Below are 16,662 nucleotides of genomic sequence, written 5' to 3'. Positions count from 1 at the left end.
ACTTAAAGGGAGATTCCTGATTGCTACGAAGGAATGCAACCGGGAATCTCTTTTCAATCTTCCCTCAATAAAGCATCCCACTCACCACCAGCGTCACCACAATCCCAGAGACAAAACTCGGCACATGCCACTTCTGCTGCTTAGCTCGAAAATACTCTTTTTGTCGCTCTTCTTGATAGCTCTTCACCGCTAGTTCTTTAATGTAATCGTTTTGCATAACCTACCCTCCTGACGTTTTTCAAATCGAGGATAGAAGCTCAAGTTAACTTGAGGTCAATGCTGAAGTTCCAATTTAGGATATGTTCCTTAGAAGTGGAGCGATCATTGCTTTCAATTCATTAAACTCAACCAGTTGCATTTATTTGTATCACAGTTCTGGCGTGTCACTTGATCGTCGTCAATGGAACATCAATCTATTTCACCTTTCGATGTTCAAATGACATCAAGTTGCTAGCATGAGCCCATTCAAGATAACTCTGGGCTTGTTATGACTCCTACTGTTGACCATGTACTCCTCAATATCGCACTCAATTTGAGCTCAAATCGCTCTCATGAGCAGCAATACCAAAACCTGATTGATGGGGTCGCACAAGTCTTCCCTTGTGATGCGAGTTGCTTGTTCATATTCGATGAGGATGGCTTTCTAACGCCGGTTGCAGTAAAAGGCTTGTCAAACTCAGTACTCGGTCGCCGTTATTTTCCTAAAGCCCATCCGCGCTTAGACGCCATTATCCACAGCCGTGAGCCTGTTCGCTTCGATGCCGACTGTGCCCTGCCCGACCCATTTGACGGGACATTATTGACCGAAGACCAATGCATTGATGTCCATGACTGTATGGGTTTTAGCTTATATGTTGAAGGGCAACTTGTCGGGGCATTAACCATGGATGCACTTGCGGTTGGCGCGTTTGATCATATCGACCCAGTAGCTATCGAAACCTTCGCGGCACTAACGGCGGCAACACTGCGCAACATTGCACAATTAAAAGCCCTCAAAGCACAAAACCAAAAGCAAAAAAGCGTTACACAAACCCTGATTCAACAAGCGCGATCACAACATGGTGACATGGTTGGCTTAAGTCCACAGATCAATCAGTTACGAAATAATATAGCAACCGTTGCACAATCGGATTACGCGGTATTGGTATCTGGAGAAACCGGTACAGGTAAAGAACTTGTCGCTCATTCAGTTCACGCTCAATCTCATCGCAACGATAAGCCGATGATCTACGTGAACTGTGCCGCTCTACCCGAGGGGCTGGCGGAGAGCGAACTATTTGGTCATGTGAAGGGAGCTTTCACCGGAGCCAATAGTCACCGTGCAGGTAAGTTCGAGCTAGCTGATGGCGGCACAATCTTCCTAGATGAAGTGGGTGAATTGCCTTTGGTTTTACAAGCAAAACTACTACGCGTTATTCAGCAAGGCGAGCTGCAACGTGTGGGCAGCGATCAGCATTTGATGGTGAACGTACGCATCATCGCAGCCACTAACCGACAGTTAGAAAAAGAAGTGGAAACTGGCACATTCCGCGCTGATTTGTTCCATCGATTGAACGTGTTTCCCATCAAAGTACCACCACTGCGCGCGCGTGACGGCGACATTCCAGTTCTTGCGGGATACTTACTGGAAAAAGTGCGCCAGCAATTTAACGCACCAAACCTTCATGTTCACCCTAAGGTACTGACTCAATTAGAGTCTCTGCCTTGGTACGGTAATGTTCGAGAGCTTGAGCATACCTTAACGCGAGCGGCATTACATGCCATTCAGCAAGGCGATAGCACCATCATGCTCAATCACTTTGACACTTCACTCGCGTTAGATGATGTAAAAAGCACATCACATTACTTGCCTAGAGAGAGCCAGCCGATGCGCGAGTTGGTGGAGCGTTATCAACATGACTTGATTGAGCACGCATTGAGCCAATCTGGCGGTGTTTGGGCAAAAGCAGCGGAGTTTTTACAAATGGATCGAGGCAACTTATATCGCATGGGTAAAAAGCTCGGCATAAATAAATAGAGGCTCCCGCTTCGCCCTTATGAAACAACGATTTACTTTTATCGATAGCAAACATATCGATAGTAAACAAAGAGATTCCGGATAACTCACTCTGGCTCGTCCGGAATGACACCCAACACCAATGTACATGGGCTAACTGTCCTATCTGGTTTCTCGTATTTCACTTACTCTTCCTCATTCGTAATAATTAAACCGCTCAAGTCTCAGCTTTCTTGTAACTCTTTAAACTCATCAAGGTTTCAGTTGCCTTATTGCGTCATTCCTGACAGCGACGAAGGAGCGCAATCGGGAATCTCTTGCCTTCACAAAACCGCAATAACTTATCTCCTGTTTAACAAGCACTTTTACTATCGCCCATTAAAACGTTTCTCGCGCGTCGCTTTTACCACCAATTCAAATACACCGTTGTTATTTACACATCAGTTACGTTGTAAAAATCACATCAGCGACATACTCAAAAACACATAAAGCCATTAAAAATCAAAGAGATAATTATTGGCACGCATTCTGCTCTATTGGAGAAAACAAAACGACTATTACTACAATCACTGGAGAACCCAATATGTTCTGTATTCAATGTGAACAGACAATCCAAACCCCGGCTGTAAAAGGCTGTTCTTTCGCACAAGGTATGTGTGGCAAAACTTCAGAGGTATCCGATCTACAAGACGTGTTGGTTTACACTTTGCAAGGGGTTTCTTTTTGGGCAGCACGCGCGCTTGAATTCAATATCATCAATGATGAAATCAACCAGTGGGCTCCAAGAGCATTCTTCTCTACGTTGACCAACGTAAACTTTGACCCAGAACGTATCCTTGAACTGACTTCTCAAGCAGCCACTTACAAAGCGCTGCTAAAAGACCAAGCGATGACAGCAGCAGCTCTTACAGATGAAGTGCTAGTGAACATTCCTGATGTAGCGAACTTCGAGTTGCCAAACAGCGCAGAGGAAATTTTGGCGTTTGCTCCTCAAGTTGCGGTAAACCGCGGTAAAGACCGGTTACACGAAGACGTTATCGGTCTACGTCTGCTTTGCTTATACGGTCTAAAAGGTGCAGCTGCGTACATGGAACACGCACGCGTACTTGAGCAAACCAACAATGACATCTTCGCCGAATACCACGAAATCATGGCCTGGTTAGGTACTGACCCTGAAAATCTAGGCGAACTGTTAGATTGCTCAATGCGTATTGGTCTTATGAACTACAAAGTGATGGAAATGCTGGATCACGGTGAAACAGCAACGTTCGGTCACCCAGAGCCAACAACCGTTAACGTTAAGCCAGTCAAAGGCAAATGTATTCTTGTTTCTGGTCATGACCTTCACGACCTAGAAAAAATCTTGCAACAGACCGAAGGCAAAGGCATTAACGTATACACTAACGGTGAGATGCTGCCTGCACACGGCTACCCAGAGCTGAAGAAATACCCTCATCTAGTAGGTAACTACGGCAGCGCGTGGCAGAACCAACAGAAAGAATTCGCCAACTTCCCTGGCGCGATTGTGATGACCTCAAACTGCCTATTGAACCCGAACGTGGGTCAGTACGCAGACCGTCTATTCACTCGTAGCATTGTAGGTTGGCCCGGTGTCGCTCACCTAGAAGGTGATGATTTTAGCCAAGTAGTCGAGTGTGCATTGGCACAAGAAGGCTTCCAACACGACGAAATCGAGCACAACATCACGGTTGGTTTTGGACGTAACGCACTGATGAACGCGGCTCCTGCGGTTATCGACCAAGTGAAACAAGGCAACATCAAACACTTCTTCCTAGTAGGTGGTTGTGATGGCGACAAAGCAGAACGTAGCTACTACACAGACTTCACTGCAGAAGCACCAGAAGATACGCTAATCCTAACGCTGGCTTGTGGTAAATACCGCTTTAACAAGAATACATTTGGCGACATTAATGGCATCCCTCGCCTATTGGATGTGGGTCAATGTAACGATGCATACTCAGCAATTCAGCTGGCATTAGCCCTTGCGAAAGAATTCGACTGCGACATCAACGAGCTTCCTCTTACGCTTGTTCTTTCTTGGTTCGAGCAAAAAGCGATTGTGATCCTACTTACGCTATTCGCACTAGGCGTGAAAGGCATCTACACAGGTCCAACAGCGCCTGCATTCTTGACGCCAAACCTGATTGCAATTATCCAAGAGAAGTTCGATATGCGCAGCATTGGTAATGTTCAAGATGACCTTAAAACTATCCTAGCAGCGTAATCACCTTGCTTATCACGCGCCTCCTTAATTGGGGGCGCTTTTATCTATTGAGTACTCGACAACCAAAGAGATTGTTATGTTTTTTGAATGGCAAGGCAGTCAACCTGTCACCTTACGCTGTGTAGATAAATATCACGAGACTGCCGATGCAGTGAGCCTCAAGCTGGCAGACTTATCTGAATCGCTTTTGTTTGAATTTAAAGCGGGTCAGTTCATAAATCTTGGCATTGAAATCGATGGCAAGATGGAATTCCGAGCCTATTCACTCAGTTCCCTTTCCGGCGATGATTGCTTACAACTGACCATTAAACGCGTCGACGGCGGGAAGGTATCAAACTACATCATCGATAAACTGTTGATTGGAGATACAGTTCAAGCTCTTCCACCAACGGGTGATTTCAACTGCATTGACCATCCACCAATCACGCTAGAAGGTAAAAAGAAAGCCCTGCTGATCAGTGCTGGATGCGGCATCACTCCCGTATTCGCGATGACAAAACAATGGCTGAGCAATGATCAAGAAGTGGATATCGAATTTCTGCATATCGCTCGCTCTCAACCAGAAACGATTTACTTTGATTTGCTAGAGACTTACCACTCGGTTTACCCAGATTTTAACTTGAAGCTGTTACTAAAAAATCGCGGTGAGACACAGTACCCTGAAGGTCGACTCAGTAAGGAATGGCTTCAGGATTTGGTCCCAGATTTTAATCAGCGCACGGTTTATCTATGTGGTCCAAACCAGTTCATGCTCGATGTTCAAGGTTATTTGACCGAGCTTGGTTTTGATATGGCTAACTTCTTCCAAGAAAGCTTTACACCAGCAGCAAGTGAAGAAGCTGAAGTGTCAGATGAAACGGCAAGTGTGTCAGTCCCCGACTTTGCTCAAACGATTGATGCACAAAAAGGTCAAGTCCTTGCTGATGTGTTGGAAGGCGCAGGGTTACCGTTGATCGTCGCTTGTCGAAGTGGCATTTGTGGCTCTTGTAAGTGTAAGGTTCGCAAAGGCAGTGTTTCTTCAACCAGCCTTGAAACATTAACACCGGAAGAAATTGAACAAGGTTATGTACTCGCCTGTTCTTCGACGATTGAATCCGACCTCGAAGTTCAGATTGGTTAAAGCGGTTGATACAAACATTAAAAAAGCGCCGTACTCGGCGCTTTTTGTTTATCGAAGACTGTAATTCTACCAAGACGCGAAGCATTTGATAGAAATTCTCTATAAGGAGAAACGACTGAGCTGGGAACCTCGCTTTAAACTCAGCTAAACAGCAGAACCTTCAGTGCGGCTTCGCTATCTACATCCATAAACTCTGGTGGATTGTCCAAACGCTCTCGGAATGTCAGCTCAGGCGCTTCTTCCTTCATGCTTTCAATCAAGAAATCGCTGGTCACCGATGGCGAGTTTACACACGCGAGAACTTGCCCACCTTCTGCTAGCAAATCTGGCAAACGGCGTAGAATCTTTTTGTAGTCTTTCGTTAACGCGAAGCTGCCTTTTTGGAATGATGGTGGATCGATGATGATCATATCGTACTGACCTGACTTCTTGATCTTCCCCCACGACTTAAAGATGTCGTGCCCCATAAAGCTCACTTGGTTGATGTTATGACCATTCAGTTTATGGTTCTCACGACCTTTCGAAAGCGACGCTTTTGCCATATCCACGTTTACGACTTTATCGGCACCACCAGCAATAGCCGCCACAGAAAAGCCGCAAGTATAAGCGAACAGGTTAAGTACATTTTTGTACTTGGCATTTTCACGAACCCAATCACGACCGTAGCGCATATCAAGGAACAAACCGAAGTTCTGGTTACGACCGATATCTAGCTGGTACTTCAAGCCACTTTCTTCAACCACAGGTCGAGCATCTAGCTCACCCAACAGAATTTCTGAAGGTGCGCCGTCAGCATAACGGTGTTGAATCACGATAGTGCGACCCTGTTTCTCTGCCCACAGAGCAGATTCAGAAAGCGTATTTAATCCAGCTTTTAATTCAGAAACAAACGTCTCATCGACTTCTTTAAATAGGTTAATGATCAACTGACCTTGTAACCAATCACATGTGATTTGCTCTAAACCTTCGAAGCGGCGACCGCGACCGTGAAACAGTCGGCGGATTTCATTGGGAGCTTGTGTTAGCTCCGCTTCTAGATGCTGGAAAAACAGCGGAAGTTGTGATGCTTGCATCGAATTCTCTTATTCGTTTTCTTTGTAATGGTTATTTGATCGTAGGCCAGTTCAGTTCCCACGGAGAAAGCCAAGTGTCGATACCTTGGGATACAATTTCATTGTGCCATTTACTGCCAAGCGCTTTATGCTCGCGTGGATCGCAAACAAAGCAGTGTGCTTCATCTTGATACGGGAAACACAATGAAAATGCATGCAAGTAACCACGGTCAGCGTCATTACCTGCATTATAAATAGGATCACCAACAATACCCGAACCAACGGATTTTAATGCCACACGAATTTGGTGTGTTTTGCCAGTATGCGGCTTGCATAAAAACAGGCGCTCTCCCGGCTCTGCAGCGAGAGAAAAGAATTGGGTAATCGCTGGATTCGTTTTGCTGTTGACCAGTTTCCATGAAGAACGACGAGAGCGTTCCATGTCCCCCACTACCAGCCCTTGCTTCTTCTTAGGCTTTTTCGAACCAATCGCAAGATAGAACTTCTCGACTTCACGATCTGCAAATGCTTGCGACAACGCGCTTGCTGCTTTTGCGTTGCGACCCAAAAGCAAAATTCCAGACGTCATTTTGTCGAGGCGGTGAATAAGATACAACTGCTCATCACCACTTTGTTTCGCTACTTCTTGCAGCAACATAGTTTCACCATCGTCTTTATGTACTGAGACGTTGGGATGTTTATTGATGATCAGAAAATCTGGATGGGTGTGTAGAATGTCGAACATAAAAAACTGGCTCCACGTTTGGAGCCAGAAGTATACCGATTCTAAGCAATTAGGCGAGCTTAAACTTACCCACCAGCGCTTCCAATTCTTGAACTTTACGGTTCAGACCTTCTACGCTTTGCGAGCTGTCATTCGCTAATTGTAATGAACGGTTTGAGATGTCGCTGATCGATGTAATGTCAGCAGCAATCTCTTTCGTCACTGCGGTTTGCTCTTCCGCTGCTGTCGCGATTGAGTTAACCATGCTTTGAACATGAGCCGCACCAGAAACGATTTCTTCCAGTGAGTTCACCGCTCCCGAGCTTTGACTCACGCCAATTTCAACCAAACGACAGCCATCTTCCGTGTAAGTCACTGCCTCTTGAGTGCCGACTTGAATCGCTTGGATGATCTCACCGACCTCTTGTGTTGCCTTCGTTGTGCGTTCAGCCAGAGCGCGTACTTCATCGGCAACCACAGCAAAGCCACGACCAAACTCACCTGCACGTGCCGCTTCGATTGCCGCGTTCAATGCCAACAGGTTCGTCTGCTCGGCAATGTCTTCAATCACTTTGATAACCGCGCCGATTTTCTCGCCATGAGAACCTAGGCTGTTCATTTGCACCGACATATCCGACATTTGCTGTGATACCTGTTGAATACTCTCCACCATCTCAACAATCACGGTGCGACCTTGTTCAGCGGTTGATTCCGACTTGCGTGCTTCTTCAAACGTCGCAGCACCTTGCTCTGCAACTTGAGAAATGGTCAAGCTCAACTCTTCTGCCGCAGTCGCAATCAGGTTTGCTTTATCAGATTGGCTACTTGCACCCGACACAATATCTTGGCTCACAACTGACAGCTCGCCGGTAACCGATTTCACTTCTTCCGATACGAGCGAAATCGAACCAATAAGGCTAGTCAATGATGCTTGCATCTTATTTAGAGAAGTCGCTAGGTTAGCCAACTCGTCACCCGATTTATCTTCAATCGGTTCTACCGTTAAATCGCCTTCAGCGACACGTTGCGCTAACTCATCGAGCTTACTCAAACGGTGAGTAATTGAGTTGGACAACAAGTACGCAATAACGGCTGTTGCAATCAGCGCAATCGAACCAAGCACATAAATCGTCAGTTCAATGCTATTAAACGAATCCGAAAGGTCCAGTAGCGCTTCACTGGTACTTTGGCGACCATCCGTTGATGCCGCATCAAGGATAGATTCAATCGGCGCTAGGTTAGCGTCATAAAGAGAGCGAAGGCGCGCCACGTTCTCTTCAACGTTTTCTAGACCAAGATTAGTCAAAATTTGCGACTCAAAGTCACGAGTGAAATTACTCATGTAACGTTCAACTTTTTCAACATTACGGTAATCTTCGCCACCAACCGTTTCCAAAAGTTTGACTTCAGCAATCGCTGCTGCAAATTCTTGTTTATTTACTTGGTACTCCGCCTGAGCACCCGATACACCTACGATGCTACCTAATGCATCACGATAAACATCACCAGCTTCATCGATCAAAATTAAGTACTGAACAGTTTCAGGAACATCGTCCGTTCTTACCTCGTCAGCCACTTCGTGCGAGTTCAATACTTCTAATGTGATAATTCCAATCATCACCAGCATGATCGCTAAGATTGCACCAAAACTCGCGTACAGTTTTTTACGAACAGACATTGTCACTAATAACCTACCTTACCCTTGTCTTCTATTTTCTAACTTAGTTCATCCACATATTTACACATGCTTTGTAAGGCTTATCGGAACGTTCAACTGCAACTTTAACACTTATTTTTGTGATCCAGCTCTCTTTGCGAGTCGTCTCACAATTAATACCCATTATTAATATGAATTCACTCAATCCTATAAATAATGAATATAAAAAACGGGAGCCTGTGAAGACTCCCGTTTATTAGTTTTTGAATTTAGCTGAATACTTCTCGCTTATAGCTTCTTAGAAAAGATACCTGCGAGGGCAATGATACCAATACCAAGTAGCATGATTTCGCCTTTACCGCTGTCGAAACCAGACTTGATGCCCATGAAAGCTACGATTGCGATAGCGACTGGGATTACGTATTTAACTAGGTTGTACCATAGACCAAATAGAGGGAAAGAAACTTTACCATCGTTAGTGATCTCTTTTTCAAGGTCAGCACGGTTTAGACGCCAGCCTGCAAAGATACATACCAACATACCGCCGACCGCTAGGAAGATCTTATCTGTTAGTAGGTCGAAGATATCAAATGCGCCCGTACCGAATAGAGTTGGACCAACACCACCAAGTGACAGCGACGCGAACACACATAGTGTTGCCATTACGACGCTCGCAGACAGTACTGCTGTTGAACGCTTCAGACCTTTCTCATCGATTAGGTAAGAAACAACTACCTCTAGTAGAGATACAGAAGACGTCAGTGCCGCAACAGTAAGACCAATGAAGAACATCAGAGCAAATAGAAGACCAATTACGCCGCCCATTTCAGCAAACAGTTGAGGTACAACTACGAAGACTAGACCTGGACCTGCTGCTGGCTCCATACCAAATGCGAACATTGCAGGGAACATTGCTACACCCGCTAGGATTGCAACACCTGTGTCCATTGCCGTAACCATACCGGTTGTTTGAACTAGGTTCTCTTTCTTCTTCAGGTAAGAACCGTATGTCATCATACAACCCATACCTAGACTTAGAGAGAAGAATGCCTGACCTAGCGCCGCTAGAACGACATTGCTGTCTACTTTTGAGAAGTCTGGCATGAACAGGAACTCAAGACCTGCCATTGCGCCCGGTAGCATCAGACCTTTCACTGATACAACGATCAGGATAAGGAATAGAAGAGGCATTAGGATTTTACCCGCTTTCTCGATACCGCCAGAAATACCTTTCATTACGATAACGATGTTTAGGAACAGGTAAACACCCATCCACATTAGCGGTTGAACTGGATCAGAAATGAAGCCGCCGAAGCTGTCACCAATTGCTTCAGGAGCACTTAGTAGACCACCGCCTACTTTAAAGATGTACGCTAACGCCCAGCCACCTACTACAGGGTAGAAACCCATGATCAATAGACCACTCAGTACGCCGATAACACCCGTAAATGTCCAACGACGATCAGTCGATTTGAAAGCACCTACTGCTGAAAGACCTGTCTTACGACCAATAGCGAACTCAGTAAGCATGACGCTAAAGCCGATAAAAATAACAAACAAAAGGTAAATTGCAACGAACGCACCGCCGCCGCTCTCACCAGCTGTGTAAGGGAATTTCCATATATTGCCTAAACCGACAGCGGAACCCGCTGCTGCCATTACGAAGCCTAGTTTAGACCCCCACGTATCACGTGGTGCTGCTGTATTTGTAGCCACGCTTTTTCTCCAAAATGTTTTGTTGTGTTTGCATAGAGATAGGCGTCTAGAATATGTTCGTGTAAATATTAATGTACACTTTATAAGATGTTTGTGTGACGCTCTATGTATGGCAAGTAAAGCAGTTTAACTTTAAAATTGGAACCCCGAATAGCACATTTATCGCGCAAATGTATCATTGTTCACGCTAAATGCTGCTTTTTTGCGCAAAAGTTAAAGTTTCATCCAACTTTTCACACCTTAGTAACACATTACCCCGTTATAAAATCTATTTCACAACATAAAATCACCTAACCGTGTTGGTATGAAAATAGTTTCCCGTTACGTCATTTCCGCTTAATATCCATGTTGGGCTTATTACTTTTGGCGTATATGGACAAGTTCTATCACTTTCTCACCCTAGCTAGCATTGGGCTTTATTGGTTCCTAGTGGCTGGTGTTACTATTCGTGTCGTATTAAAACGTCGCGCTGTTAGCGTCTCTCTTGCATGGCTGATGATCATCTACATCCTGCCAGTGCTTGGTGTTGCCTGTTATTTCTTATTTGGTGAGCTTAACCTTGGTCGAAAACGTGCAGAACGGGCTAAAGTGATGTTCACACCGTTCCAACAATGGTTCACTCAGTTAAATGATTGTAACGCACATGTTCCAGAAGCAATGGGGCGTCATATCTATCGCATTGATGAGCTATGTAACAACCGTTTGGGTCTTCCTGCATTAAGTGGTAACACACTTTCACTTCAGCAATCACCGGATGAGATCCTTCATTCCATCATTGAAGATATCGAAAACGCACAGCACAGCATTCGAATGGTGTTCTACATTTGGCACCCAGGAGGCTTAGCCGATTCAGTCGCTTCTGCACTGATTCAAGCGGCAAAACGTGGCGTAGACGTAAAACTGCTTCTTGACTCTGCTGGTAGTCCGCGTTTCTTCCGCAGTCATTGGTATAAGATGATGAAGGATGCGGGCATCGATGTAGTACAAGCATTGGAAGTTAAAATGTGGCGTATCTTCCTGCGCCGTTTGGACTTGCGTCAGCATCGTAAGATCATCGTGATTGATGACGAAATTGCTTATACAGGCTCAATGAACTTGGTCGACCCTGCTTTCTTTAAACAAAGCAGTGGTGTTGGTCAGTGGATTGACATCATGGTGCGAATTACCGGTCCTACGGTCAACGTGCTAAGTGCCATTCACTGCTGGGATTGGGAAGTAGAAACAGGTGAACGTCAGTTACCTAAACACCCAGAGTGCCGCATTGACAACAGCGATGAGTTTCAACATCCAATTCAGGTGGTTCCATCTGGTCCGGGGATGCCGGAGTACTTGATTTACCAAGTACTGACTTTGGCGATCAACCAAGCGAATCGCTCGGTGAGGATCACCACGCCTTACTTCGTACCAAGCTCTGATTTACTCGAAACATTAAAAATGACCGCACAACGTGGCATCGATGTTGAGCTGATCATCCCGCACAAAAACGATTCCATGATGGTGCAATGGGCATCGCGAGCTTTCTACAGTGAGTTGATGGCTGCTGGTGTGAAAATCTACGAGTTCTATGGCGGTTTATTGCACACTAAATCGGTGGTGATTGATGATCAATTCTGTCTGGTCGGCACGGTAAACATGGATATGCGCAGCTTGTGGCTCAACTTTGAGGTAACTCTGGCAGTAGATGACGAAGAGTTCACCAAGCAAATGTCGTGGCTGCAGGACACCTACATCCAACAATCACACACTGTTGATAAAGAAGAATGGGAGAAGCGCAGTATCTTCTCTCGTTTCTTGGAACGTGTTTTCTATCTATTTAACCCATTGCTATAACAAATGAGTTATACCCAAGTAACCTCGAGATGCTAGGTTCAGCGAGAATGACTTGGTTTGTAGACGCGGCGGCGATTTAAAGGTCTAGTGGGTCTAAATCAAGAATCGACAACAAAGTATACAAACCAAGACAACTCGCCCTTTGGGAGCGTGTCATTGACTCGACTTCTGCGTCAAACAACTTGGAAAGAGCTGGCTATTACGCTGCGTTGTTTTCCTTGACCTCGAATCAATGACTACGCTCTGAATCCTGCATCTTGAAGTCACTTGGGTATAAAGCTAATAAATCTCTACAAAACCGACAGTTCTATGCTGTCGGTTTTCTTTATCTGTTGCACTTTCTCACTGTTTTTCGCTCTATGCTCTGACGAGTCGTTTCATTTCTACTTTTCCCTTGCAAACCACCCTTGGTCCATGTTTTAAATATTGAAAATCGTAATTTAGACAGGGAATTTTTATGTCAGAAGGCAAAAAGACCAAACTCGTTACCGCAGGTCGTGATAAGAAGTGGACAAATGGCGTGGTAAACCCACCAGTGCAGCGCGCTTCTACTATAGTGTTTGATACCGTCGCAGAAAAAAACCAAGCGATGATCAATCGTACGAATAAAACCCTGTTTTACGGACGCCGTGGTACAAACACACACTTTGCCTTTCAAGATGCCATGGTAGAGGTCGAAGGCGGCGCAGGGTGTGCCCTTTACCCATGTGGCACGGCGGCGATTTCTAATGCCATCTTGTCTTTTGTCGAAACGGGCGACCATATCTTAATGGTGGATACCTGCTACGAACCTACTCGCGATTTCTGTGACACCATCATGAAGAAGATGGGTGTAGAGACAACTTACTTCGATCCTATGATCGGCGCAGGCATTCGTGACCTTATTCAGCCGAATACTAAAGTGCTTTTCCTTGAGTCTCCTGGTTCCATTACCATGGAAGTGATGGATGTCCCTACCCTAGCAAGCATTGCACACGAACAAGACATCATTGTAATGTTGGATAACACATGGGGCGCGGGGGTGAACTTCTCACCATTCGAGCACGGCGTGGATATCTCTATCCAAGCAGCAACCAAATACATTGTTGGTCACTCAGATGTAATGCTGGGTACGGCGGTTGCGTCTGAGAAGTACTGGGATCAGCTACGCGAGCAGAGCTACCTAATGGGTCAATGTGTTTCTCCTGATGATGCATATCTAGGTCTGCGTGGTATTCGCACACTTGATGTACGCTTACGCCAACACGCGGAAAACAGTCTAAAAGTCGCGCAATGGTTAGCAGCTCGTCCTGAAGTTGACCACGTTCGTCACCCTGCTCTAGAGAGTTGTCCGGGTCACGAATTCTATAAACGCGATTTTACTGGTGGTAACGGTCTGTTCTCATTCGTGTTGAAAAGCTCGTACCCGAAAGCCACCACAGCATTGTTGGATGGTATGAAGCACTTCAGCATGGGTTATTCATGGGGTGGGTTTGAGAGTTTGATTTTAGCTAACGAGCCAAAGAGCTTTAATAGCTTGCGCACAGTGGCGAATCCAAATTTCGAAGGTACATTGGTACGTCTACACATTGGTTTAGAAGATGTAGAAGACTTAATCGCCGATCTTGAAGCTGGCTTTGCTCGATACAATGCATTAGTGCTAGAAAAAGAAGCCTCTTTATAAGCATTCAGAACAATTATTAAATAGCCTCGTACTGCGAGGCTATTTTTTTACCTCTCATTATAGAGTTACTAACTCATTGTCTTAATTAGAATTAACTAACATTCTAATATTCATCAATCCAATGTTAATTGAATCTGTTGATTTTCTTTTGAGTAATCACAGATTAAAACAATGTGCCACAAACGAACTTCTCAACCGCAAAACTTATCTCCTATTTTATAAAACTCATAAGAGGTCATACCACAAGGAGATAGTTTTGAAACTCAGATTCATAACAACAATGCTTTTCGTTTTAAGCACCCTACCTTTTGCATCTGCCAACGCCAGTGGTTACACAGAAACCAAATACCCCATCGTACTTGTCCATGGTTTATTTGGTTTTGATTCCCTTGCCGGAGTCGATTACTTCTATGGCATCCCACATGCTCTAACGAAAGATGGCGCGACGGTTTATGTCGCTCAAGTCTCCGCAACCAACAGCAGTGAAGCACGTGGAGAGCAGCTCTTGGCTCAAGTAGAAACGTTGCTTGCTGCTACAGGCGCGGAAAAGGTCAATTTGATTGGGCACAGCCATGGTGGACCAACAACACGTTATGTTGCTTCTGTACGCCCAGATTTAGTGGCGTCCGTTACCAGTATTGGAGGGGTGAACAAAGGATCAAAAGTAGCTGATATTGTGCGTGGAACGGTTCCTGAAGGCTCCATCAGTGAAGGTGTCGCGGTGAAGCTAGCAGAAGGGCTGGTGACTCTCATTAATCTACTTTCCGGTGGCACTGATCTCGACCAAGACCCACTAGCTTCCTTAGCGGCACTAACCACCGAAGGTTCTTTGGCGTTCAACCAGCATTACCCCGAAGGCATTCCAACCAGTGAATGTGGAGATGGAGACCTATTGGCGTCTAACGGTGTGCATTACTACTCATGGACTGGCTCTTCCAACTTTACCAACCTGTTTGATCCAACAGACGGCGCAATGGTGGTTTTAGGTTTGGCGTTTGATAGTCCAAATGATGGTCTCGTGGGCACGTGCAGCACTCACTTGGGGAAAGTGATTCGTGATGATTACAAGATGAATCATCTGGATGAAATCAACGGGCTGCTAGGTATCCATCATTTGTTCGAAACGGATCCAGTCACATTGTATCGCCAACATGCAAACCGCCTAAAACAACAAGGTCTATAAGAAGGAAGCCATTATGAAGAAAGTCGCTCTCATCACCTTATTCATCATATCACTCATTGGTGTAGGAGCGGCTTATCTGTTTCCATCGTCCCCACCCTCACAACTTATAAAAGCTCAGTCACAACAGGACACCAGTATTGATCTCTCTTCTCAAAAAGACTTCTTTGAATACACTCTGAGCGGTCTAGGAGAACAAAGCCTTGAAGAAATCAAAGCCAACGTAAAAACTGGTGAATCACAACTAGATTCACTGGGTATCAGCGCAGAACTGTTCGAAACTTACCTAGTCTACAAAGAAGCGTTATCCAAGCTAGAACCGTTCGAAGGAAATTCGTTGTCATTAAACGAACTGAAGCAGCTAAATGACGCAATCTTAGTGATGCAAAGCGCGTTTTTTACTGACGAACAAATTGCTCAACTTTTCGATGAAGAAAATCGCTTACGCCAGTTAGCAATAGATAAACTCGCCATTCGAGAAACCGAATTAGACGCTGATTCTCAACAACAAATGCTTGAAGAAAACCTCGCCTCTCAACCTAAGTACATTCAACAAAGTGAGCGCAACAACGCGCTAGTGATTGAACTAAGTCAGACCTCGGAAATGTCTGCACAGGAGAAGTATTTGGCTCGTGTTGATTTGGTGGGTGAAGAAGGCGCGGAACGACTACAAGCTCTGGATGAACAACGAGCCTCGTTTAACGCATCACTCAACGATTATTTAGAGAAACGTGCGGAGATCATCAACAATGATTTCCTCGGCGAAGAAGAAAAGAAAACAGAAATCGCCGGATTAAGAGAACAAAGCTTCGAGCAAAACCAATGGCGTCGCATAGAAGCTTTGGAAAGGATTCATGATAGTAAATCTAAAAACTAATTCAGTTTTTTAGGGCAACCAACAATGTGGTCATCAACCATGCCGACCGCTTGCATGAAGGCGTAGCAAATCGTCTCGCCCACAAACTTAAAGCCTTTCTTTTTAAGGAATTTGCTCATCGCTTTGGATTGTTCTGTCGATACTGGCACTTGGCTCATGTCTGTCCAGTGATTCACGATTGGTTTGCCATCAACAAATTGCCATAGCGCCGCGGAAAGGCTTCCGTATTCTTCTATCAGTTGCTTTGCCGCTTTAGCATTGCTGAATACCGAATTAATTTTGCCGCGATGCTTAACCACGTCGAAGTTTTCAACGATGAATTCGGTACGCACTTCATCGCGTTGAATCAGCTTATCTAAGTCATAGTTTTCAAACGCTTCTCGATAACCTTCACGCTTTTTCAAAATCGTAATCCAGCTTAAGCCGGCTTGCGCACCTTCTAGCGTGATGAATTCGAACAATACCGTATCGTCGTGTACAGGCACACCCCATTCAGTATCGTGATATTCGCGTTCAAGTGGATGGTTCATCGCCCATGCACACGTATTCTGTTCCATATTTAATCCTTATAAAAACGCCCCTGACGTTAGCCAGAGGCGCTC

At 45.2% G+C, this 16,662-nt stretch carries 13 protein-coding genes; 7 read left to right on the top strand and 6 right to left on the bottom strand.

Annotation, left to right across the window (positions count from 1 at the left end; translation table 11 throughout):
* Positions 1–64 precede the first annotated feature (64 nt).
* Positions 65–217 (bottom strand): hypothetical protein, encoded by a 153-nt coding sequence (locus J4N44_RS06500; protein WP_017188183.1) that lies wholly within the window; start codon positions 215–217, stop codon positions 65–67.
* A gap of 270 nt (positions 218–487) precedes the next feature.
* Here J4N44_RS06500 and norR point away from each other — a divergent pair, with 270 nt between their 5' ends.
* The 3 genes from norR (at position 488) to J4N44_RS06485 (ending at position 5,361) form a co-directional block, all read left to right on the top strand.
* Positions 488–2,017: a nitric oxide reductase transcriptional regulator NorR gene (norR, locus tag J4N44_RS06495; RefSeq protein WP_005450661.1), complete on the top strand. Its 1,530-nt coding sequence runs from the start codon at positions 488–490 to the stop codon at positions 2,015–2,017.
* 562 nt (positions 2,018–2,579) lie between these two features.
* Positions 2,580–4,241, top strand: coding sequence for a hydroxylamine reductase (hcp, locus tag J4N44_RS06490; protein ID WP_252044981.1), 1,662 nt, complete (start codon positions 2,580–2,582; stop codon positions 4,239–4,241).
* A gap of 76 nt (positions 4,242–4,317) precedes the next feature.
* On the top strand, positions 4,318–5,361 hold the full coding sequence (locus J4N44_RS06485) for an FAD-binding oxidoreductase (RefSeq protein WP_252044980.1): 1,044 nt from the start codon (positions 4,318–4,320) through the stop codon (positions 5,359–5,361).
* Between the two features lie 140 nt (positions 5,362–5,501).
* Here the strand turns inward: J4N44_RS06485 and J4N44_RS06480 are convergent, their stop codons facing one another.
* The 4 genes from J4N44_RS06480 to J4N44_RS06465 all read right to left on the bottom strand — a co-directional run bounded on the left by J4N44_RS06480 (position 5,502) and on the right by J4N44_RS06465 (position 10,510).
* Positions 5,502–6,434: a class I SAM-dependent methyltransferase gene (locus J4N44_RS06480; RefSeq protein ID WP_005450667.1), complete on the bottom strand. Its 933-nt coding sequence runs from the start codon at positions 6,432–6,434 to the stop codon at positions 5,502–5,504.
* Between the two features lie 31 nt (positions 6,435–6,465).
* On the bottom strand, positions 6,466–7,158 hold the full coding sequence (locus J4N44_RS06475) for a TIGR01621 family pseudouridine synthase (protein ID WP_252044979.1): 693 nt from the start codon (positions 7,156–7,158) through the stop codon (positions 6,466–6,468).
* A 49-nt stretch (positions 7,159–7,207) separates the two neighbouring features.
* A complete protein-coding gene (locus J4N44_RS06470; RefSeq protein ID WP_026000108.1) occupies positions 7,208–8,821 on the bottom strand; it encodes a methyl-accepting chemotaxis protein in 1,614 nt (537 codons plus the stop codon).
* A 261-nt stretch (positions 8,822–9,082) separates the two neighbouring features.
* Entirely contained in the window at positions 9,083–10,510 is a 1,428-nt protein-coding gene (locus J4N44_RS06465; RefSeq protein WP_005450673.1) for a sodium-dependent transporter, read from the bottom strand.
* 372 nt (positions 10,511–10,882) lie between these two features.
* On the opposite strand from J4N44_RS06465, the gene cls reads away from it, so the two are divergent.
* From cls to J4N44_RS06445, 4 genes are all read left to right on the top strand, one after another.
* The gene (cls, locus tag J4N44_RS06460; protein ID WP_005450675.1) at positions 10,883–12,340 is read left to right on the top strand and encodes a cardiolipin synthase; all 1,458 of its coding nucleotides are present in this window, start codon (positions 10,883–10,885) and stop codon (positions 12,338–12,340) included.
* Positions 12,341–12,797: 457 nt separating this feature from the next.
* Positions 12,798–14,003, top strand: a complete 1,206-nt coding sequence (locus tag J4N44_RS06455; protein ID WP_005450676.1) for a cystathionine beta-lyase — start codon at positions 12,798–12,800, stop codon at positions 14,001–14,003.
* Positions 14,004–14,283: 280 nt separating this feature from the next.
* Positions 14,284–15,186, top strand: a complete 903-nt coding sequence (locus J4N44_RS06450; protein WP_009698161.1) for an esterase/lipase family protein — start codon at positions 14,284–14,286, stop codon at positions 15,184–15,186.
* Between the two features lie 13 nt (positions 15,187–15,199).
* Positions 15,200–16,060: a lipase secretion chaperone gene (locus tag J4N44_RS06445; protein ID WP_252044978.1), complete on the top strand. Its 861-nt coding sequence runs from the start codon at positions 15,200–15,202 to the stop codon at positions 16,058–16,060.
* Here the strand turns inward: J4N44_RS06445 and J4N44_RS06440 are convergent.
* On the bottom strand, positions 16,057–16,617 hold the full coding sequence (locus J4N44_RS06440; RefSeq protein WP_005450686.1) for a DNA-3-methyladenine glycosylase I: 561 nt from the start codon (positions 16,615–16,617) through the stop codon (positions 16,057–16,059). The two genes, J4N44_RS06445 and J4N44_RS06440, sit on opposite strands and share 4 nt — an antisense overlap.
* Positions 16,618–16,662 lie beyond the last annotated feature (45 nt).

The sequence above is a fragment of the Vibrio sp. SCSIO 43155 genome, assembly GCF_023716605.1.
In the GTDB taxonomy this organism is placed as follows: Bacteria; Pseudomonadota; Gammaproteobacteria; order Enterobacterales; family Vibrionaceae; genus Vibrio; species Vibrio harveyi.
The sequence above is the reverse complement of the archived record's forward strand: the minus strand, read 5'-3'. Positions and strand labels throughout refer to the sequence as shown.